This is a genomic window from Enhygromyxa salina, from assembly GCF_000737335.2.
Lineage (GTDB): Bacteria > Myxococcota_A > Polyangia > Nannocystales > Nannocystaceae > Plesiocystis > Plesiocystis salina_C.
The window spans coordinates 1-19,665 of record NZ_JMCC02000084.1 but is presented as its reverse complement, the minus strand read 5'-3'; the positions used below and the strand labels follow the sequence as shown (position 1 = coordinate 19,665).

The following is a 19,665-nucleotide window of genomic DNA, read 5'->3' as shown; positions in this document are numbered from 1 at the left end:
CTCGAGTCGCAGCCCGGTTTTCCAGACCGAACGAGCCACGCCACGCGCACAATCTCGCCATCGCCATCGCCCTCGCCCTTGCCCATGGGGAGCGCTACCCTCGGGCGCGTATGGACGACCGTCGCAAGCCGAACAAAGAGCCCGCCCGCAAGCCCGAGGACAACGAGCTGTCGTTCGCGCGCCAGCTGTTCTTCGGCTCGATCGAAGACGACGAGGTGTTCCCCTACCCCGACGAGCTCGGTGTTGAAGAGCGCGAGACCCTGGCCTCGCTGCTGGATCCGCTCGATCGCTTCTTGCGTGAGCGGATCGACGAGTCCGACATCAACCACGACAAGCTGCTCGCCCCCGAGCTGCTCGACGAGCTCAAGGAAATGGGGCTGTTCGGGCTGATCATCCCGACCGAGTACGACGGCCTGGGCCTGTCAAACACCGGCTACGCGCGACTGTTCGAGCGGATCGCGGCGACCAGCGCCAGCATCGCGGTCACCGTTGGCGCCCACCAGTCGATCGGGCTCAAGGGCATCTTGCTGTTCGGCACCGACGAGCAAAAGCAGCGCTACCTGCCCGACCTCGCCCTCGGAGAGAAGATCGCCGCGTTCTGCCTGACCGAGCCCAGCTCGGGCTCCGACGCCGCCAGCATCCGGACCCGCGCCGAGCTGTCCGAAGACGGCGAGCACTGGCTGCTCAACGGCGGCAAGCTGTGGATCACCAACGGCGGCTTCGCGGACGTGATGACCGTGTTCGCTCAGACCCCCGTCGAGATCGACGGCAAGCGGCAAGACCGAATCACCGCGTTCATCGTCGAGCGCGAGTTTGGTGGGGTCGAGAGCGGGCCCGAGGAGCACAAGCTTGGCCTCAAGGGCTCGAGCACGACCGCGATCCACTTCGAGGACTGCAAGGTGCCCAAGTCCAACGTGCTCGGCGAAGTCGGGGGCGGGTTCAAGATCGCCATGACGATCCTGAACAACGGCAGGTTCGGGCTGGCCGCCGGCTGCGTGGGCGGGGCCAAGCGACTGATCCGCGACGCCGCCACCTACGCGAACGAGCGCAGTCAGTTCAACAAGAAGCTGAGCGAGTTTGGGCTGATCAAGAAGAAGTTCGCGATCATGGCGCTCAACGTCTACGCCGCCGAGTCGATGACCTACATGACCTGCGGCCTGATGGATCGCGGCGGCCGCGACTACTCGATTGAAGCCGCGATGTCGAAGGTGTTCGCGTCCGAGACGATGTGGACGGTCGCCAACGAGTGTCTGCAGGTGATGGGCGGGCTTGGCTACTCGCGCGAGTACGCGTACGAGCGCTTCGTTCGCGACAGCCGCATCAACATGATCTTCGAGGGCACCAACGAGATCCTGCGCCTGTTCATCGCGCTCTCGGGCATCCAGGCGCCCGGCAAGCACCTGCGCGAGCTCGCCAGCGCGCTCAAGGATCCGCTCGAGAACTACAGCATGCTGCTGACCGAGCTGGTCTCGCGGGTGCGCGATCGGGTGATCACAGAGGATCTCGATCGCGCCCACCCCAAGCTCAAGCGCGCCGCCGTGCTGATCGAGGATCAGACCGACGCGTTCGGCCAGGTGATCGAGCGACTGCTGCGACACCACGGCAAGTCGATCATCGACGAGCAAATGCTCATCGAGCGCCTGGCCGACGTGGCGATCGAGCTGTATGCGATGGTCGCCGTGGTCAGCCGGGCCACGCGAGCCCTCGAGCAAAGCCGGGCGGCCGCCAGCCACGAAGCCCAGCTGGCCTCGGTGTTCTGCCAGCGCGCCAACCGGCGGATCCGTCGGCGGCTTCGGGCGATCGAGCAGGGTCGCAAGAACGGCGACGTGCAGCTGGGCGAGATCGCCGACGCGCTGCTTGGCAACGGGGGCTACCTGCCAACCCACCCGGTGCTCTAGCTAAAGAGCGTCTGTCAGCCGCCCGTGCTGAGCATGGGCAGTGTCTTGGTCGGCGCGACCGAGCGCTGGACCTCTCGGAGCTGCTCGATGAGCCGCTCTCCGTGTCCGTCCAAGTCCAAGTGCGCGAGCGCCTGATCGAGCTGATCGGGTCCAAACGCACGAAAATTGGGGTTCAGCCAGAAAATTGCGGTAGCGATCCCGCGCTTGAAACGGTTGGCGAGCACCGTCGTCACCACCGCGCTCTTGACCTTGCCTTCGAGCAGCTGCGTGAACAAGGCACTCCGCTGAAGCGCGTTCGGGGCGCCGCCATCCGTGATGACGAGCATGCGCAGGGACGAGACGTCACCTCGTAATTCCTGCTTGAGGGCGGACAGCTGCTCGATCGCGGAAGTCCAGAGTTCCGCGGGCGGGTCTTGCTCCGTGTGCAGCCAGAGCGCGACCCGCAAGTTGTCACAGCTCACAATCTTCAGGCCCATGTCCATGTGTTCTCGACTCCGGGGGCCTCTGCCCTGTGTGCCGCATCGCCTATGGGTTGGATATCCTTCACGGCGCCACAGGTCAAATCGAAGCTCGTTCACGTGCCGAGTCAGCCAATATTCGGACACACCACGGGTCACCTGGTGCCAATGGGGGCAAAGACGGGCAACTGCGCCAGCAGCGCGGCCGCCCGCGAGTCCAGCTGGCCCAGCCCGGCCTGAGCTCAGCCGAGCGGCTCGAACTTGGCAAAGAAGTGACCCAGCACCTCAGGAACGTAGACGGCTCGGTAGCCTTGATTCGCAGGGGCCCGGTCTTTGACCTTGGCCATCACCTTGGCCGTGTACTCCAGGTGACTGCGTGTATAGAGGCGCCGCGGAACCGCGAAGCGCGCGAACTGAAACACCTTCTCCACGATGTCTCCGGTCGCGGGCACGACCCGATTCATGTGAAACGTGATCGCGCCGACACGGATCGCACCTTCCAAGTACAGATCACACGCCAACGCGATCCCGGGAAACTGCTCCGGAGTCAGGTGGGGGTACAAGGACGCCACGTCGACGAACACTCCCGAACCGCCGACTGGCTTGCTCACGACAACGCCCGCTTCGCTCGAAAGAAGATCGCCCAGGTGAGCGACCGACCGGACACGATGTGACAGATAGTCCTCATCCAGGCCCTCGCGCAACCCCACAGCCATCGCCTCGAGGTCGCGCCTTGCGAGGCCACCGTAGGTCGGAAAGCCTTCATACAGCACCAGCTGCTCCTGGCACTTGCGAGCCAAGTCTTCGTCGCGCACGGCCAGGAAGCCGCCAATGTTCACGATCGCGTCCTTCTTGGCGCTCATCCAACAACCGCTGCCGTAAGAGAGCATCTCACGTACGATGTCAGTGACCGAGGTGTTCTCGTACCCAGGCTCCCGAGTCTTGATAAAATAAGCGTTCTCCGACATTCGACATGCGTCGAAGTAGATCGGCTTGGAGTACTGGTCAGCGAGCGCCTTTACAGCTTTTATGTTCGCCATTGAAACCGGCGAAGAGCACGCAAAGTTGTTCAGGATCGTAATCAAGATGAACGGCACCCGACTGTGGTATCGTTCCAGCGCGACCGCGAGCCGCTCGAGATCGAAATTGCCCTTGAATGGCAGTTCCTCGTCGTACTCCCACAGCCAGTCACCCACGAGATCGACGGGCACCGCCTGATGGTGTTGGACATGGGCCCTGGTGGTGTCGAAGTGGGCGTTACAGAGCACCATGTCGCCCGGTTTGAGCAACAGATTCATCATGATGTTCTCGGCTGCCCGGCCCTGGTGAGTGGGAACCACGTGCGGGAACCCGGTGATATCCTGGACCGTCTTCTCTAGCGTGAAGAAGCTGCGCGACCGAACGTAGGCTTCGTCGCCACGCATCAACGCGGCCCACTGCTCATCGCTCATCGCTCCGGTGCCGCTGTCCGTGCCAAGATCGACGAACACATCGGCGGAGTCCAGATACATGACGGAGTAGAATGCCCGCTTCAGGATCTCCTCGCGTTCTGCCCGTGTCGGGAGCCGGATCCGCTCAACCGTCTTGATGCGAAAGGGCTCGGCGAGGGTGTCGAGGTAGGGATCTTGATCTGTTTTGGCGGCCATGATTTCGAAGTTCTCGGTGCGGTGTGATGCCTGCGCGCCGCCGAGAATAGTCCACCCCTACCCCGACTTCCAGAGTAACGACGCTGCCGAGCAAGGCGTGCGCATTATTTGGTCAAGAGCGCGGCCAAGGCGCGCGATAGTTGGACCCGATGATACCGTGAGGATCAAACTGCTGTTTTGCGCGCTGCAGGGGCCCCCACTGCGATCCAAAGTGTCGCTGCCAATCCTGCGTCGACATGCAAACAGCGCTAATGGGATAGAGCGTACCCCCAACCTGCATCGCCGCTTCATACAGGCTTCGATTGTCTCGCAGCAGCTCATCTACGCGCTCGGAGCTCGCCCCCACATTGCAGCGAAGGACATCGAACAAGTACCCACGGCCGGCCTGTATTGGCAAGAGTGGAGTCGAGCTCTCCGCGATCGGATATATCAGGATCATCGCGCCATCCGTTCCAAGATCACGCGGACCGAGCGAGCGAACCACCGTTCGGGCAAACCCGCGCAGCGCGGGGCCTGGGACGAAGACATCGAGCCAGGGGTGCGGGGCATCAAAGAGCCCAGCCGTGCGCCACTGCTCAATCGCAGCATCCAGTCGAGTCCCGTACTCGAGGTACGACGCTGGGGTGATGTCGACCCCCGCGACGTCGAGGCCGGCCTTCCCGAGCCCCTCCCCAACCCCCTCGAAGACAGCGTCGATGTGGTACGTCCAGTGCCCATCGGGATCGATGACGCCCACGCCGCTCAGCTGGTCGAATTTTCGCTCTGCGACGAACCGCTCGAGCGCGCTCAGCAGCTCGTCGATCGTTGGGTAGGGTATCCGATAGTGCCGAACCTGCTCAGGAACAGCGATCAGCGGCAGGTCCACCCGGGTCACGATCCCAATTTGGCCAAGTCCCGCACGAACGGCGTCAAACAGCCCTCGCTCGCGGGTCGCGGAGCACTCGACGATCTCCCCCGTCCCCGTCACGACGGTCATCGCGCGGACCTGATCGGTTTGCGCACCAAACCGAAAGCTGGTGGCGCCGATGCCCCCCACGGACAATGTGCCCCCGACCGACAGGCCCACGTAGTCCGTGAGCACAGGTGGAGCGAGCCCCAGCGGCACGGTTGCCCGCAGGACATCACCCCACGAGACCCCGGCTCCCACGCGCGCGGTGTCGCCGTTGACCTCGATGCCCGCGAGGCCGCTCATGTCGAGGACGATGCCGTCGTCAACCTGACATTGGCCAAAGACGCTGTGGCCACGTCCCCGCGCCGCAACATTGATGCGCTCGCGTTTCGCGTGTTCTAGGACTCGAACAATGTCGGCCGCGTCCCTCGGCCGCTCGACCGCTCGAGGCTGCAAATGGACGATGTGTCCAAAATCATCGGCGAACTCCATGACCCCCGTGTCGAGGCCACGATACTCGCCACCGCGCCCTGGCACCATCGCTCAGGACACGACGCGCAGGCCCTCGCGCACGACCTTTTGTACCGGAGCGACCTCGTACGCCTCGGGTGACAGGTACACGGTCGTGTGCTGCGCTCCCGGGTGGATCCGCACGGCGACGTAGGCCTGCAATCCAACTCCCGACGACAACGACCGCTTGGCGAAGCCGGTCAGGGCCTGGTCATAGAGTGCCATCTCTTCCGGACCCATGAACGCCCGGATTCGGTTGTAGGCGTCGAGGTCGTCGTTGGCGTAGCTCCGCACCGGAAAGTGGATCGTGGCGGCGTTCGGATGGCTGCTGCGCGAGTCTAGCGAGATGTACGTGCTCACCGGGAACCGGGAAAAGCGCATCGTGTCGCCCGCGATGATCTGCCAGAACCGGTCGACGAACGCATCGTCATAGCTTGGCACGCAGCGGAGCCACGCCGAGATTTGGTCGCGGGTCGAGTCGCTGTGCACGCGATAGACCTTGACCCGCGCGTCTTCTCGCGCGGAGAGATCGAGCGAGAAGAACCGGAGCTCGCCCACGGCAGCATCGTTGAAGACGTCGCCAAGCGCCGCCGAGAACCCGAGCCTGACCAGGGCCTCATGCACCACGCGCGGCGCTTGCTCGGCTCCTTGCGCGAGCGGGTTGAGGTAGACCTTGAACTTTGGCGGTCCCGACTTCGAGAAGCACACGCAGTGCCACATTGCGTAGCGGCAGGCCGGATCGGTGGGCTCGAACAGATCCGCGATCTGATGCAGCCGATCGAGGGACACGCCGCATCCGTCCCGCAGCGCGTCGCAGACTTCCCAGCCGGCTCGCCAGAGCTCGGCTTGGACGAACTGGTCGGCCTGGGCCTCGAACAACACACGAATCTCGGGCTCGCCGTCCTCGAACGCCACGGAGAACTCGATCGGAAAGTGCTCGTCAGTGATGTCCGACTGCCCCGCTGGACGCGCCCCAATGGCGCGCTCGCCCCACGGTGCGAGCATGCACATCAGCGACACGGCCGCGTCGCGCTGGGCCGCCGAAAATCCAACCCCATCACACAAGGACCGGAGGCAGCGAGCGATCACCTCATGGTAGCTGTCCTCCGGCGACCAAGCAGGCGCAACGCGCTCGGCGTCGGCGTCGGCGATCAGCCCCGGAAGGAACGACGTTGCATCATAGGTTTGCGCATTGTTTAGGCCGAGCATTGTGTACCTTTTCGCTGTGTGAGGGACTGGGCTCCACCACTCGCCGCCACCCCAGTTCCAGCAGTACTGTAATCTTGGGACAGAATAGAGTCAACGAAAAATGTGGAAAAATACCCCACTGCTGAATTTGGCTACGCGTTTGCCCCGCACATGGCCCTCATAACGTCTGTTTTCGAGCCAGGTGCGGTCTTTCGACCACACGAGCGAGACCGGCGTTACAGTTCGAGTGTAATTTCAGGGAGAGCCCAATTACGGTCCAGTTGAACTGTGTACGAGCGTCCCCGCTGTCCCAAAGGCCACACCTCGGGCTACCGAATGGTCATTGCATTGACCATCCAGTCGCCTCGTAACTACGGTAACAACGAGTGGGCGGCAGCTCAGCCGCAGTCGACGATCTCGACGTCGTAGCTGATCGGCACCCCAACCCCAGACACCTCGACGTGGTAGGTGGCCCCAACCTGCGCGGTCCAGCCGTTCGGGATGATCGAAATCGCGCTCGAGCTGCCGTATCCACCCGCGAGGTTGACGACCGTCACGGGCCGATCCTGCCCGCTGGTCGTGATCGAGACCGCCGCGCCGCCAAGGTTGAGCTCGTCGCTCTGCAGCGACCAGCCGCTCTCGTTCAGGCCATCGCCCCACCACAGCGGGTTGACCGCTTCGCTCGGAAACTCCCCAGGGGGCGGCCACGCGGTCCACTGCTTGCCAGCGTTTCCATTGCCGCCGACCGTCCACATGCACGAGTAGCCGTCGGTTGATCCGATGCCCGTTGGCCCGAGCGAATTCGACAGGATCCAGCGCCGATGGCCGAGCGTGGACGCGTTGCCGTAGTCGATCATGTAGAGGTCCACGGCCGTGACCGCGGCGGTGCCGGCGATGTTGGAGCTGCCCGCCCCCTCGGATCCGGGCCCGCTCCAGCAGCTCCAATTCATTGGCGGCGTGTGGCTGAGCGCGTTGTTGGCCTGCATCATCAGGGCGCAGGCTTGGGCCTTGGTGTTGCGATCGGCGGAGGTCGTGACGGGGGGAAGATCGGCCAGCCACCGGTACAAGTTGATCTGCGTGAGGCTGCGGTCGCGCCACGGGGCATCCATGTCGCCGGCGCTGCAGCCGTTGACCGCTCCATTCCAGTTGCCCTCGCTGAGGTTGGCCCGGTCCGCGCTCCAGCGCTCGCAGACCCCCTGCGGATCCCCGTCGCCATCGCCGGTGTCGCCGTCGCCGGAGTCGCCGTCGCCGTCGCCGGTGTCGCCGTCGCCGTCACCAGAGTCGCCGTCGCCAGAGTCGCCGTCGCCGTCGCCGGTGTCGCCGTCGCCGTCACCAGAGTCGCCATCGCCGTCACCGTCACCAGAGTCGCCATCGCCATCGCCGTCGCCATCGCCGCTCGGGTTGGTGTTCCCGTCAGCGGTCCCGCCGCTGGTCGCGTCGGTCGCCAGCGTGTCACCAAAGTCGTCGATGCCCTGATAGCAACCGAGCGAGGCCGCCATGGCCAAGATTGAGCATCCCGAAGTCCAACGCATGCGGCCGAGTAGACCATATCTGCGGGTCGGTGATCACTTTGCCATCCCGCAAGCATGAAGCGTAGTCGCGCCAACTCGAATGGCGCAGCATCTTCCGCGCGAGGCCCACGATTTGGGCGTCGAGCATGGCATGCTGAGCGGTGTTGCCGGACGATGAGCGAGCGCGTGCCCCAGCAGTCGCTGGCCGCTTCTACCCCCGGGAGCCAACCGAGCTGGCCGGGGCGCTCGCGCAGCTAATGGCCGGGGTCGGCTCGCCAGCCCCACGCCACGCCGCCAAGGGGATCATCGCACCGCACGCTGGCTACGTGTACTCCGGGCCGGTCGCCGCGACCGCGTACGCGAGCTTGGCTGCACGCGCCCAGCTGATCGAGAAGGTCGTCCTGCTTGGCCCCGCTCACCGCGTGTACGTTCGGGGTCTGGCGCTGCCAGCCGCGTCGTGGTTTGCGACTCCGCTCGGCGAGGTCGAGATCGACCCCACGCTCGCCGCACGGGCGCTGGAGCTGGCATGCGTCCAGCGCAGCGCACAGGCGCACGCGCTCGAGCACTCGCTCGAGGTCCACATCCCGTTCTTGCAGACCCTGCTGCCCCACTTCACCCTGCTGCCCCTGGTCGTCGGCGACGCGAGCCCCCAACAGGTCGCCGCGGTACTCGAGCGGTGCTGGGGTGGCCCAGAGACGGCGATCGTGATCTCGAGCGACCTCTCGCACTATCACAGCTACGCCGAGGCAGCCCGGCTGGATCGGGCGACCGCGAGCTGGATCACGTCAGCGAACACCCCGGGCTTGGATCCCCAGCGTGCCTGCGGCGCCCGCTGTATCGACGGCCTGATCGCGCTTGGCCAACAACGACGACTCGACATCGAGCTGCTCGACCTGCGCAGCTCCGGCGACACCGCGGGCTCGCGCGACCAAGTCGTGGGCTACGGCGCGTTCGCCATTCACGAGTCGCAACCTTCGTCATGAGCTTGGACGCCCGACCCCGCGTCGATCCCCGCGCGCTCGACCCCGACCTGGTCCTGGCGATCGCTCGCGGCGCCGTCGACGAGCGGTTTGGGGCGACGGCGCTCCGCGTCCCCGCGCACGATTGGCTCGAACAACCCGCGGCCACCTTCGTGTCGATCCACCGGGGCGAGCAGCTGCACGGGTGCATCGGATCGATCGAGCCGCGCGCGAGTCTGCGCGAGGATCTGCGCCACAACGCGGTGATGGCCGCGTTTCACGATCCCCGCACCCGGGCGCTGCGGGCCGCAGAGCTCGAGTGGGTGCGATTCTCGGTCTCGGTGCTTGGCCCGCGTTCGCCACTGCAGTTTGACGACGAAGCCGACGCCTGCCGCCGCCTGCGACCCCACGTCGACGGCCTGATCATGGCATGCGACGGCCACCGCGGCGTGTTCCTGCCCAAGGTCTGGGACGCGCTGCCCGAGGCCCAAGCGTTCCTCGACAACCTCAAGCGCAAGGCCGGACTGGCCGCGGACTTTTGGAGTCCTACGCTGACGCTCGAGCGCTTCGAAGTTCACGAGTTCGCAGAATCCTGAGATGCCCCTGAGATGCCCAACGACTCCGCCTACCCGGCTCGCTACTGGCGCCCCCGCGACGACGGGCGGATCGTCTGCGAGCTGTGCCCGCGCGACTGCACCCTGTCCGAGGGCCAGCGCGGGCTGTGCTTCGTCCGCCAGAACGTGGGCGGGCAGATGCGGCTGACGACCTACGGCCGCTCGTCGGGGCTGTGTATCGACCCGATCGAGAAGAAGCCGCTCAACCACTTCTACCCTGGCACCAGCGTGCTCTCGCTGGGCACCGCGGGCTGCAACCTCAGCTGTAAATTTTGCCAGAACTGGGACATCTCGAAGTCCCGCGACATGGACACCCTCGCGGCCGAAGCCACGCCCACGGCGATCGCCGCAGCCGCCCGCCATCACGGCTGTCACAGCGTCGCGTTCACCTACAACGATCCAACGATCTTCGCCGAGTACGCGATCGACATCGCAGACGCCTGCCACGCGCTCGGGATCCGCACGGTGGCCGTGACCGCCGGCTACATCCACGCCGCCCCGCGTGCAGAGTTCTACGCGAAGCTCGACGCCGCCAACGTCGACCTCAAGGGCTTCTCGGACCACTTCTACCGCAAGCTGACCGGCGGGCGGCTCGCCCCGGTGCTCGAGACCCTCGAGTACCTGGTCCACGAGACCTCGGTCTGGACCGAGATCACGACCCTGGTGATCCCCGAGCACAACGACGATGACGCCCAGCTGCGGGCGCAGTGCGAGTGGATCGTGGACCGGCTTGGCCCCGACGTGCCGCTGCACTTCTCGGGCTTCCACCCGGACTACAAGCTGCTCGACGTCGGGCCCACGCCGCTCGCGACCTTGCGCCGCGCCCGAGCGATCGCCAAGGCGACCGGGATCCGCCATGTCTATACCGGCAACGTTCACGACGTCGACGGCGACACCACTACCTGTGGGGCCTGTGGCGAGCGCTTGATCGTGCGCGATTGGTATGCGCTCTTGGAGTATGGGTTGACCCCAACCGGCGAATGTCCCGCCTGCGCCGCGCCGCTGCCCGGCCGATTCGCCGCACAACCCGGCGCGTTCGGCCGCAAGCGCCTGCAGATCGTCGTCTGAGTGTTTTCAGCGCGGGCGAGGGCGTCTCGCCCGAGCTGAAAACAGTTCGCTGCCCGGGGTTAACCAGTTCACGAAAGCATCCGCAAGCGGGCGAGAAGCCTCGCCCGCGCTGAAGACAGCCCTCGCAAAACGAAAGACCGCCCACTCCGAAGAGCAGGCGGTCCCGTGCGAACACAGATCGATGAACTACGACTGGCCGTAGCCGCCGGGGCCGTAGCCACCGGGAGGCGGCGCACCGCCGGGCCGGGGTGGCTGCGAGCCACCACCTTGGTACCCGCCCTGCTGTGGCTGCTGGCCCTGCTGTGGCTGCTGATACCCCTGCTGTGGCTGCTGCGGCTGTTGATAGCCCTGCTGCGGCTGCTGTGGCTGCTGTGGCTGCTGTGGCTGCTGGTAGCCCTGCTGCGCTGGCGGCTGGCCCGGCTGCTGATAGCCCTGCTGCGGCTGTTGCTGTTGCTGTTGCTGTTGCTGATAGCCCTGGGCCTCGGCCGGCATTGGAATGTCCGGGACCTCGACGCCGACCATCTTTGCGTACAGGTAGCCCGAGCCACCAAACACCACGATCGCGGTCACCAACGAAGTAAATGAACCCGCGACGGCGTACCAATCGGGCCACTGGAACACGGTCTTGAGCAGAGAGTCGAGGCCCATGACCGTGGCCACGGCGCCAGTCAGTGCGATCGCTCCCGCCACCAACCGCAGCGCCTTGGGTTGCTGCTCATGGTTGGTCTTGGGCACCGCGAACATGATCGCGCCCCCGAGCACCACCGCGCCAACGAGCAGGTCCGGCATCGCGGCCTTGAGCCGCGGCACGAACTCCTTGAAGGTCAGCAACAGGTGCAGGAGCCCTTGCAGCCCGCCAGCGAACAACGCGGTGCCGACCATGATCAGCGTACCCACGATGACCTTGAGCCCGATCTGGTCGTCGTCGCGCCAGGAGCACTCACCCGCGGAGCGCTTGCCCCAAAACAGCAAGATGTAGATCGCGGCGGCGACGGGGATCGTCATGCCGGCGACGATCGAACCGAAGCCACCGTCCATGGGTACACCGGGTATCGAGGGAGCGAGAGCAGTCAGAGTCACGAGCGCGTTTGGAGGCATCGGCCGCATCCTAGAGCGACGACCGTTCGCGTGTCACGCACTCGATCGAAAAACTCGCCCGCTCGCCGCTAGCGCCCGAAATCGGCGTCACCCGCTGCGAGATTTGACGCCTCCCAAGGCTGGCGCGCGCGCATCTGTGCCACGCTGAGCTCGCCTTGCTCGATCAACCCGGAGTGGGCATCGACGATCCGCCAGGCCTGGGTGCCACGCCCAAGGGGTTGGGCCTCGACGAACACGCAGCGCAGCTCCCCCGCCTCGAACTGGCACTGGGCCTGGACCGCGCGCAGCAGCTGATCTGCGTGGAGGTGGCCATCGCCAAAATTCCAACCCAGCACCACCCCCGCGACCACCTCGCCCTCGGCGTACTCGTACTCCTCGAGATCGTCGACGGCCTTGGGCAGCAGCTCCGGCAGCGCGCGGCCGTGCAAGTGCATCATGCGAAACGCCACGACCTTGGAGATCAACCCGACCGCGGTGCTGCGATCGTAGAACAGCGCGAGCTGATCGGGGACCCAGCCCGAGCTCTTGGTCAGCTTGGCCAGCTTTTTGTAGCTGTCGCCGCGGAACAACCAGACCCCGTAGGGCCAGTTGCCGGCGTAGTAGCGCATCGCCATCAGGAACGACACGGCCCGCGGTGCGAGGTTGCCGACCAGCGGGACAGCCACCAGCATGACGAGCAAGAACGCCGCCAGCGGGGTCGGGCCAACGTCGAGCACGGTGACCTCCGGGTGGGCCCAGAACAGCGCGAAGGCGCCGTACACCACCATCACGTTCCACTCGATCGGCACCCCCATGGGCACGTTGCTGGTGATGTAGCCGTGCAGCATCAGCATCAACACCATGCCGACGACGAGCATGGTGCCGCCGGGCGCAAACATCAGCACCAGCGGCACCCCGAGCTCGAGCGCGGTCCCGGCGTGGGCCATCAAGGTCGCCAAGCCAGACGGCCGCAGATCGTCTGGGTAGCTGCGATACATTCGCTCGCGCAACCATCGAAACCGCGTGAACGGGCTGTTGCTCGTCATCACGCACACCACCGCTGGGAAGTGGTGGTTGAGCTTCGAGAAGCCCGCCCAGAACCACAGGGCCAGCTGCACGGCCTTGGCCCCCGCGATCCAAGCCACGGGGTTGGCTTCGGACCCAGCCATGCTGGCCGCGAACGCGAACACCACCAGGGTCGTCCAGTAGTGCTCGCCGCGGGCGACCAAGAACAAGGTCTTGTCGACCACCCCAAGCAACAGGATCAAGATCACCAACGCGAACAGCTGCTCGCGCAGGATCGCGGGCGAGATCAGGGTCCAGATCAGCAGCCACATCACGGTCGCGTAGAGCGTGGCGTCGAGCACCGTGCGACGTGGGCCGCCGATCAGCGGGATCCCCTCGAACAGCGGCAGCTTGGTCGTCCCCGGCCGCAAGAAGTACAAGAACCCCCCAACCGGCGGCATGTAGCGGGCCGTCAGCGGCCCGCTGCCGCAGCCAAACCCAAGCATCTCGAACAGCAGGCTCCACACGATCGCCTTTTGAAACGCGACCGGCTCGAGCCACCACTGCGAGATGTTGCGCAGATCACCAAGCCCCGGCGTGAACGAGCAAAACACCGCCCACATCCCAACGTAGAACGCGAGCTTGAACGCGTAGACCAAGTACACCGGGATCGGCGTGCCGTAGCCTTGGATCGCCCACGCTTGGCAGGCCTGACGGGCCCGCTCGCTGAACGGCGCCTGCTCCCACGCGAGCGGATCGTAGGGCGGCGGCGTAGGATCGAGCAGGCCCATGTGTGGCGATGATGCCCCAACCCGCGGTGGGATGCTCTCGCGGACCACGGTTGGGTCGACCTGTAAATGTTGCTTGCACGCAACATTCGCGGGCCTCGCGCGGGCTTGTTCTGGACGGCTGGCTGTTATGCTGCGGTCGCCTCATGGTCTACATCTCCAAGGTCTACACGCGCTTCGGCGACGAAGGACAAACAATGCTCGCCAACGGCGACACGGTAGCCAAGAGCTCGGCCCGGGTCTGCGCCTATGGTGAGGTCGACGAGCTGAACGCTGTCGTCGGCCTGGTCCGCCTCGAGCTCGGCCGCGATCCGAAGGCTGCCGATCACGAACAGTTCCGCGAGACCTTGGACGCCGAGCTCGCGCGGATCCAGCAGGAGCTGTTCAACCTTGGCGCCGAGCTGGCGAACCCGGCCGCGGCCGACGGCGGGGCCCGCTTGAAGATCGACGCGCGCCACATCGAGACCCTCGAGTACTCGATCGACCGCTACAACGAGGTCCTCGAGCCGCTGCGAAGCTTCATCCTGCCCGGCGGTGGCTCGACGGGGACCGCTGCCCACCTGGGACGTACGGTGTGCCGCCGCGCGGAGCGACAGCTGGTCTTGCTCGCCGATCACGAGCCCGTCCGCGGCGAGACCCGGCGCTACCTCAATCGCCTGAGTGACTGGCTGTTCGTGGTCGCGCGCGCGGCCGCAGCTCGGTTCGGCTACGACGAAGTGCTTTGGGATCAGAAGAACACCTGACGGGGTCACCATGCTGACCAAGTATCGCTACGAGTTCCCGCCGCTCGAGGCCCACTTCGTCGAGGCCCCGTCGCCGCGCGCCGTCGTTGAATTCTTGCAGCGCACCTACCCACACAACTGGGAAGAGGTGCTGCCAACAATGGTGGAGATCCCCGACTGGCCGGTGTTCTGGAAGACCCTCGATCAACACGGCCGGCCGCTCCCACCGGGAAAGCGCTAGTACCGCACACCCTGAGTTCGTTTTGGGTCATGCACGTACGCCCGGTACAGCGTCGTCGCCGCTCCTCGCCCTTGGGCCTCAGCTCCGCACCTAACCCAAAACGAACTCAGGGTGTGCGGCGCTCGTGCTCGCCTGGGGGCGCGGGCCTCAGCGCCAGGGGCTTGGACCTGCGGGCAGAAACCCGCTCGCTCGGCCGCGCGCGAGCAGCTCGTCGATCGCGGCCCGGCCCTCGTCGCCAAGCTGGACGCTGAAGGCGTTGACGTAGAGCTCGATGTGCTGGCGGCAGACCTCGTCGTCGAGCTCTTGCGCGTGTTCGCGGATCCACGCGCGCGAGCGGGCAGGCTCGGCCATGGCCAGCTCGATCGAGCGACGCAGGCCGTGCTCGAGCGCGTCGACCAGCGCGGGAGCGAGGCTGCGCTGGGCGCAGATCATGCCCAGCGGGATCGGCAGGCCGGTCGCCTGCTCCCACAGCACGCCGAGATCCGCGAGCTCGACCAGTCCGTGCTCGGGGTAGGTGAAGCGACTCTCGTGGATGATCAAGCCCGCGTCGACGCGCCCGCTCGCGACCGCGGGCATGATCTGGTCGAAGCGCATGATCGTGACCGACAGCGGCTCACCCGCGCCAGCGGCCTCGGCGAAGCAGGTCCGCAGCAGCAGGTGCGCGGTCGTGAACTCGCCGGGGATCGCCACGGTGCGTCCGCGCAGCGCCGCGAGATCTTCGATCTGGCTGTCCGCGCCGCGGCGCACCACCAGCGGCCCGCAGCCGCGCCCGAGGGCCGCCCCAGCGCTGAGCACCGTGTACTGATCGCAGACATGCGCGAGCGCGTTGGCGGACAATTTGGTCACGGGCAACCGCGGTTCGCCGCGCCCGAGCGCGCGCAGGTTGAGCGCCTCGATGTCAGCGATCGCCGGGCGCGCTCGCACACCCGCGAGATCGATCGCCCCCGAGATCAGCCCATGAAACATGAACGTGTCGTTGGGACAGCTCGAGAAGCCAATGTCGAGCTCGCGGAGGGTCATGCGAGTCGCTAGATAGCACGGTCAGGGCAGCACATCCGCGGCGAGCACCCGCTCGAGGACTTGGCCGAGCCGCGCCACGGCTCCGTCGAGGTCCCAGCCGCCCTGATCGCGGTCGCCAGTGCGGTTGCTGACGATCCGCAGCTGCGCGACGGGCACCTCGAAGTGCCGGCACACGGCCGCGACCGCGGCGCCCTCCATGGTCTCGATCTGGGCCCCGCTGCGCAGCGCGTAGGCCTGCGAGATCGGGTCCACGCCAGCGCCCGTGCTGACCGTGGCGCCCGCCACCAGCGGGCACCCAAGCACCGCCGAGAGCTTGCCGCTGAGCTCGGGGTCACAGGGGATCGGTCCGACGTCTCCGAGATCGAGGTGGCCGAGGTCCAAGAAACCCGACGGCGTCAGGACGCCGTCGTCCGCGATGAACTCGGTCACGACCACGCACGCGTCGAGCAGCTCCATGGCATCCAGACCGCGCCGAAGGTGGCGCGCGGGGTAGGCCCCCCCGACGCCGAACAACAAGACGGCGTCGGGTCGCTGCTTGGTCAGCGCGGCGGTCAGGCTCATGGTCGCGGCGATCTTCCCAACACCAAGCTGCAAGGTTGGATGTCGGGTGTTCGGCAGCGACGCGCCCTCGCGCGCGGCTGCGTAGGCCAACAGGGTCGACATGCCCTGACTGTACCGTGGCTGACGTGTATCATCTGCGCGTGCCCGACTTCGACGTGTGCGTGATCGGTGGTGGCCCCGCTGGGTTCGCGGCGGCGATGCGCTGCTGGGACTTTGGCAAGCGCGTGGCGCTGATCGAGAAGGGCCCGCTGGGCGGCGTCGGCGTGTTCAACGGCGCCCTGTCGAGCAAGACCTTCTGGGAGCTGTCTCGCGACTTTCGCAACGCCAAGCGGCTCGATCGCGGGTTCCGGTCCGAGCAAGTCGAGGTCGACTTCGACCGGGTCAGCGCGGTCGTCGATCAAGCTTGCAACGAGAAGGCCCGGCAGATCGCCCGGCAGCTCGAGGCCCTCGCCCACCCCCAGCCCGGCTGCCCCGGCAGCATTCGCCACTTCCAAGGGACCGCGCGCTTCCTCGATCCACACAGCCTTCAGGTCGAGGGCACCGGCGCGGGCCAGAGCTGGCGGATCAGCGCGTCGCACTTCGTCATCGCAACCGGCTCGCGCCCGCGTGATCTGCCGGGCATCGAGGTCGACGGGCGCTCGATCATCACCTCGGATCACATCGGCACGCTGCGCGAGTTTCCGCGCTCCCTGGTCATCCTTGGCGCGGGCGTGGTCGGCTGCGAGTTCGCCACGATCTTCGCCAACTACGGCCACACCAAGGTCTACCTGATCGACCGGGCGCCGCGGATCCTGCCGTTCGAGGACGCCGACATCGCCAATTTGTGCGCGACCAACCTCGAGGCCGCGGGGGTGACAATTCACCACCAGTCCAAGCTGATCTCGATGAAGCGGATCCCGCCGGACCACGGCGACACCCACGACGGCGTCGTCGAGTACACGATCGAGCACGCAACCGGCGGGCGCGAGACGATCCGGGTCGAGAAGGCCCTGATCTCGGTCGGCCGGGTGCCCAACACAGAGGCGCTCGCGCTCGACAAGGCCGGCGTCGAGCTCAGCGAGCAGGGCTACGTGCGCGAGGAAGACACCCGCACCAGCGTTCCGCACATCTTCGCGGCGGGTGACGTCACCCAGCACGTCGCGCTGGTCAACGTCGGTGAGATCGAGGGACGCCACGCGGCCGAGCGCATCTGCGGGCTTCACGACGGGGCGCTGAGCTACGAAAACCTGGCCACGATCATGTTCTTGGCCCCCGAGGTCGCCGCGATCGGCCTCAACGAGCAGAGCGCCCAGCAGCAGCGGATCCCCTACCGCGTGGGCGTGTATGACTACAGCTTGGTCAACCGGGCGATCGCCATGCGCGACACCGAGGGCTTCGTCAAGCTGCTCGTCAGCGACGATGACGAGATGCGGATCCTGGGCATGCGCGCGCTGGGGACCCACGCTTCGACCACGCTCGAGGCCGTGTCCTTGATGATCCAGCACGGTCGCTCGGCCCGCGAGCTCGCGGAACTCTACCACCCGCACCCGGCGATCACAGAGGGTCTGCAGGACTGCGTGCGGATGTTGCTTGGCAGCTCAATCTACAAGCCCAGCGTGTTTCAGTCGGAGCTGAGGCTGTCTCGGGTTCACTACGAAGATCCCAGCCCAGCCGCAGAAGACGCGTGAAGCCCGTCGACGCGGTCGACGAGCTTCATGTCTGCGCAGGGTTGGGCCGGGCCGGGCCGGGCCGGGGGGGCTGGAGCGGGCTGCGGCTAAAATCGCAGCTCGAGCCCGCCGCTGTTGGCGGACAGGCGCAGCTGGCGATTGGCGCGACCGAACTTGATCGCGCCCGCGGTGCCCAGCACCAAGCCACCGATCTGGACCACACCCAAGAACCCGGTGAACAGCCCGCCGGTCGCGGAGTCAGCCCGGGGGATCGCCAGGAACGGCCCCGCAACCGGGATCAGCATGCGCTTGCCGTAAACCCCGGTGCCGCCCACGTCGGCCGCCAGATCCAGCGAGATGGTGCCGACCAAGGCCGAGATCAGGTAGCTGGTTCCGAAGATCGTGTAGCCCGAGATCGTCATGCCGAGCCCCGAGTTGCGCTGCTGCTTGAGCGCGGCGACCCGCGGGTTGACGATCATGGGCGAGGGCGCCATCGAGCCGGGCACTGCAGTCTGATAGGCCGGCGGTGGCGGTGGCGGTGGCTGGGGTGCTGGCGCGGGTGTGACGACGATGATCGGCGCGTCCGTGCCGTCGCCCGGGCCCTCGGCCTTGGCCTCGCCAGACAGCAAGACCGTGGGCAGAGCGAGCGCGGCAGAAAGACCGATTGCTAGGGAAATCTCGAGAGGCGTCCGGGTCATCACATCCCTCACTATGCGAAGAGTCTTAGCATGGGTTAGCGGCGCTGCGTATGTGGGATTTGGCCACGTTCGCGTCACCCTCGGGGTGTCGCCAGCTGCAACGGCGTTCGCTGGATCTCACCTGGTCGCAAGGGCAGGCCCTCGCGCCAGCATCGACCAAACACCCATGCTCAACGAAGGCGCATCACGCGCTTACGGACACCCAGCGAACTGTTTTCAGCTCGGGCGAGGGCTTCTCGCCCGCTCGCGGACACCTGATCGTCCGATCAAAGCCGGCTCGGGCTCGCGCCGGCGCCAGCGAACTACTTGGGATCGGCGAGCATCGAGAGCGGGTTCTCGAGGTAGCCCTTGACCAGGTTCAGCCACTGGGCCGCGATCGCCCCGTCGGTGACGCGGTGGTCCGCGGAGATCGTCATGCTCATGCGCTGGCGGACGGCGACCTGCCCATCAACCACGACGGCGCGCGGCTCGATCGCCCCGACCGCGAGGATGCCCGGCTCGCCAGGGTTGATCACCGCCGCGAACTCCTGGATCCCAAACATCCCGAGGTTGCTGACGGTGAAGGTGCCGCCGCTCATCTCGTCGGGGTGCAGCTGCTTGCTCCGGGCCCGCCCGCCAAGGTCACGCGACTCGCGGGAGATGGCCTCGAGGCTCTTTTGATCGGCGAAGCGGATCACGGGGACGACCAGTCCGTCGTCAACGGCGACCGCGACGCCGACGTGGACGTCGCCGCGGCGGATGAACTCGGCGCCCGCAAAGCTGACGTTGACAGCCGGAAACTCGCGCAGCGATCGGGCCACGGCTTTGACGATCAGATCGTTGAACGAGATCTTGGCCGGCGCGATCGCGGCGTTGTAGTTGGCACGAAACGCGATCGCCCGCTCCATGTCGACCTCGAGCGTGAGGTAGTAGTGCGGGACCTCTTGCTTGGACTGGGTCATGCGCCGGGCGATCGCCTTGCGCATCTGATTGAGCCGCACGTGCTCGTCGGGCCGCGAGACGTAGGGCCGGCCCCAGGCGTCGGACTCTGTGCTGAGCGTGCCCGCTGGGGCCGCGCTCGGGACCGCCGCGCTGCCGCGCTTGGCGGTTCCTTCGGAAGCGGCGCGCTCGACGTCGGCCTTCACGACGCGGCCGTGCGGACCGCTGCCCGCGATCGCGGCGAGCTC

The 19,665-nt window shown here is 66.3% G+C and carries 18 protein-coding genes; 7 read left to right on the top strand and 11 right to left on the bottom strand.

Features of this window, described 5'->3' with window-relative positions; genetic code table 11:
- Positions 1–110 precede the first annotated feature (110 nt).
- Positions 111–1,898, top strand: a complete 1,788-nt coding sequence (locus tag DB30_RS28305) for an acyl-CoA dehydrogenase family protein (RefSeq protein ID WP_052554727.1) — start codon at positions 111–113, stop codon at positions 1,896–1,898.
- Positions 1,899–1,912: 14 nt separating this feature from the next.
- On the opposite strand, the gene DB30_RS28300 is transcribed toward DB30_RS28305, so the two are convergent.
- From DB30_RS28300 to DB30_RS41745, 5 genes are all read right to left on the bottom strand, one after another.
- Positions 1,913–2,374 carry a hypothetical protein gene (locus tag DB30_RS28300; protein WP_146660969.1) on the bottom strand — a complete coding sequence of 154 codons (462 nt, stop codon included), beginning with the start codon at positions 2,372–2,374 and terminating at the stop codon, positions 1,913–1,915.
- A gap of 224 nt (positions 2,375–2,598) precedes the next feature.
- Entirely contained in the window at positions 2,599–4,002 is a 1,404-nt protein-coding gene (locus tag DB30_RS28295; RefSeq protein WP_052554722.1) for a tryptophanase, read from the bottom strand.
- A gap of 112 nt (positions 4,003–4,114) precedes the next feature.
- On the bottom strand, positions 4,115–5,383 hold the full coding sequence (locus tag DB30_RS28290) for an FAD-binding protein (protein WP_240480349.1): 1,269 nt from the start codon (positions 5,381–5,383) through the stop codon (positions 4,115–4,117).
- Positions 5,384–5,434: 51 nt separating this feature from the next.
- A complete protein-coding gene (locus DB30_RS28285; RefSeq protein ID WP_052554715.1) occupies positions 5,435–6,610 on the bottom strand; it encodes a tryptophan dimethylallyltransferase family protein in 1,176 nt (391 codons plus the stop codon).
- Between the two features lie 377 nt (positions 6,611–6,987).
- Positions 6,988–8,121 (bottom strand): CAP domain-containing protein, encoded by a 1,134-nt coding sequence (locus DB30_RS41745; protein WP_146660967.1) that lies wholly within the window; start codon positions 8,119–8,121, stop codon positions 6,988–6,990.
- A 143-nt stretch (positions 8,122–8,264) separates the two neighbouring features.
- Between DB30_RS41745 and amrB the strand changes: the two genes are divergently transcribed.
- The 3 genes from amrB to amrS are packed head-to-tail and all read left to right on the top strand — an operon-like array spanning position 8,265 to position 10,741.
- Positions 8,265–9,083: an AmmeMemoRadiSam system protein B gene (amrB, locus tag DB30_RS28275; RefSeq protein WP_052554767.1), complete on the top strand. Its 819-nt coding sequence runs from the start codon at positions 8,265–8,267 to the stop codon at positions 9,081–9,083.
- The gene (amrA, locus tag DB30_RS28270) at positions 9,080–9,655 is read left to right on the top strand and encodes an AmmeMemoRadiSam system protein A (RefSeq protein WP_052554710.1); all 576 of its coding nucleotides are present in this window, start codon (positions 9,080–9,082) and stop codon (positions 9,653–9,655) included. The genes amrB and amrA overlap by 4 nt, the downstream gene beginning before the upstream one ends.
- A 12-nt stretch (positions 9,656–9,667) precedes the next feature.
- The gene (amrS, locus tag DB30_RS28265) at positions 9,668–10,741 is read left to right on the top strand and encodes an AmmeMemoRadiSam system radical SAM enzyme (protein ID WP_052554707.1); all 1,074 of its coding nucleotides are present in this window, start codon (positions 9,668–9,670) and stop codon (positions 10,739–10,741) included.
- 186 nt (positions 10,742–10,927) lie between these two features.
- Here the strand turns inward: amrS and DB30_RS41740 are convergent, their stop codons facing one another.
- Both DB30_RS41740 and DB30_RS28255 read right to left on the bottom strand, forming a co-directional pair.
- The gene (locus tag DB30_RS41740) at positions 10,928–11,779 is read right to left on the bottom strand and encodes a hypothetical protein (protein ID WP_052554704.1); all 852 of its coding nucleotides are present in this window, start codon (positions 11,777–11,779) and stop codon (positions 10,928–10,930) included.
- A gap of 128 nt (positions 11,780–11,907) precedes the next feature.
- The gene (locus DB30_RS28255; RefSeq protein ID WP_052554703.1) at positions 11,908–13,614 is read right to left on the bottom strand and encodes a DUF3556 domain-containing protein; all 1,707 of its coding nucleotides are present in this window, start codon (positions 13,612–13,614) and stop codon (positions 11,908–11,910) included.
- Positions 13,615–13,757: 143 nt separating this feature from the next.
- Between DB30_RS28255 and DB30_RS28250 the strand changes: the two genes are divergently transcribed.
- On the top strand, positions 13,758–14,354 hold the full coding sequence (locus tag DB30_RS28250) for a cob(I)yrinic acid a,c-diamide adenosyltransferase (protein ID WP_052554700.1): 597 nt from the start codon (positions 13,758–13,760) through the stop codon (positions 14,352–14,354).
- Positions 14,355–14,364: 10 nt separating this feature from the next.
- Positions 14,365–14,574 (top strand): hypothetical protein, encoded by a 210-nt coding sequence (locus tag DB30_RS28245; RefSeq protein ID WP_052554696.1) that lies wholly within the window; start codon positions 14,365–14,367, stop codon positions 14,572–14,574.
- 147 nt (positions 14,575–14,721) lie between these two features.
- Here the strand turns inward: DB30_RS28245 and DB30_RS28240 are convergent, their stop codons facing one another.
- Both DB30_RS28240 and mqnB read right to left on the bottom strand, forming a co-directional pair.
- Positions 14,722–15,594, bottom strand: coding sequence for a 1,4-dihydroxy-6-naphtoate synthase (locus DB30_RS28240; RefSeq protein WP_052554693.1), 873 nt, complete (start codon positions 15,592–15,594; stop codon positions 14,722–14,724).
- Between the two features lie 21 nt (positions 15,595–15,615).
- A complete protein-coding gene (gene mqnB / locus DB30_RS28235) occupies positions 15,616–16,257 on the bottom strand; it encodes a futalosine hydrolase (RefSeq protein WP_052554690.1) in 642 nt (213 codons plus the stop codon).
- A gap of 38 nt (positions 16,258–16,295) precedes the next feature.
- Here mqnB and DB30_RS28230 point away from each other — a divergent pair, with 38 nt between their 5' ends.
- On the top strand, positions 16,296–17,822 hold the full coding sequence (locus DB30_RS28230; protein WP_146660965.1) for a dihydrolipoyl dehydrogenase family protein: 1,527 nt from the start codon (positions 16,296–16,298) through the stop codon (positions 17,820–17,822).
- An 86-nt stretch (positions 17,823–17,908) separates the two neighbouring features.
- Here the strand turns inward: DB30_RS28230 and DB30_RS28225 are convergent, their stop codons facing one another.
- Positions 17,909–18,499 (bottom strand): hypothetical protein, encoded by a 591-nt coding sequence (locus tag DB30_RS28225; protein WP_146660963.1) that lies wholly within the window; start codon positions 18,497–18,499, stop codon positions 17,909–17,911.
- 302 nt (positions 18,500–18,801) lie between these two features.
- The coding region (locus DB30_RS28220) for a dihydrolipoamide acetyltransferase family protein (protein WP_052554686.1) at positions 18,802–19,665 on the bottom strand (864 nt) is incomplete at its 5' end.

Bases quoted from the DNA above. Each gene is read 5' to 3' on its own strand.
- DB30_RS28305 (WP_052554727.1), top strand. From the start codon at position 111: ATGGACGACCGTCGCAAGCCGAACAAAGAGCCCGCCCGCAAGCCCGAG.
- DB30_RS28300 (WP_146660969.1), bottom strand. From the start codon at position 2,374: ATGGGCCTGAAGATTGTGAGCTGTGACAACTTGCGGGTCGCGCTCTGG.
- DB30_RS28295 (WP_052554722.1), bottom strand. From the start codon at position 4,002: ATGGCCGCCAAAACAGATCAAGATCCCTACCTCGACACCCTCGCCGAG.
- DB30_RS28290 (WP_240480349.1), bottom strand. From the start codon at position 5,383: ATGGAGTTCGCCGATGATTTTGGACACATCGTCCATTTGCAGCCTCGA.
- DB30_RS28285 (WP_052554715.1), bottom strand. From the start codon at position 6,610: ATGCTCGGCCTAAACAATGCGCAAACCTATGATGCAACGTCGTTCCTT.
- DB30_RS41745 (WP_146660967.1), bottom strand. From the start codon at position 8,121: ATGCGTTGGACTTCGGGATGCTCAATCTTGGCCATGGCGGCCTCGCTC.
- amrA (WP_052554710.1), top strand. From the start codon at position 9,080: ATGAGCTTGGACGCCCGACCCCGCGTCGATCCCCGCGCGCTCGACCCC.
- amrS (WP_052554707.1), top strand. From the start codon at position 9,668: ATGCCCAACGACTCCGCCTACCCGGCTCGCTACTGGCGCCCCCGCGAC.
- DB30_RS41740 (WP_052554704.1), bottom strand. From the start codon at position 11,779: ATGGACGGTGGCTTCGGTTCGATCGTCGCCGGCATGACGATCCCCGTC.
- DB30_RS28255 (WP_052554703.1), bottom strand. From the start codon at position 13,614: ATGGGCCTGCTCGATCCTACGCCGCCGCCCTACGATCCGCTCGCGTGG.
- DB30_RS28250 (WP_052554700.1), top strand. From the start codon at position 13,758: ATGGTCTACATCTCCAAGGTCTACACGCGCTTCGGCGACGAAGGACAA.
- DB30_RS28245 (WP_052554696.1), top strand. From the start codon at position 14,365: ATGCTGACCAAGTATCGCTACGAGTTCCCGCCGCTCGAGGCCCACTTC.
- DB30_RS28240 (WP_052554693.1), bottom strand. From the start codon at position 15,594: ATGACCCTCCGCGAGCTCGACATTGGCTTCTCGAGCTGTCCCAACGAC.
- mqnB (WP_052554690.1), bottom strand. From the start codon at position 16,257: ATGTCGACCCTGTTGGCCTACGCAGCCGCGCGCGAGGGCGCGTCGCTG.
- DB30_RS28225 (WP_146660963.1), bottom strand. From the start codon at position 18,499: ATGACCCGGACGCCTCTCGAGATTTCCCTAGCAATCGGTCTTTCTGCC.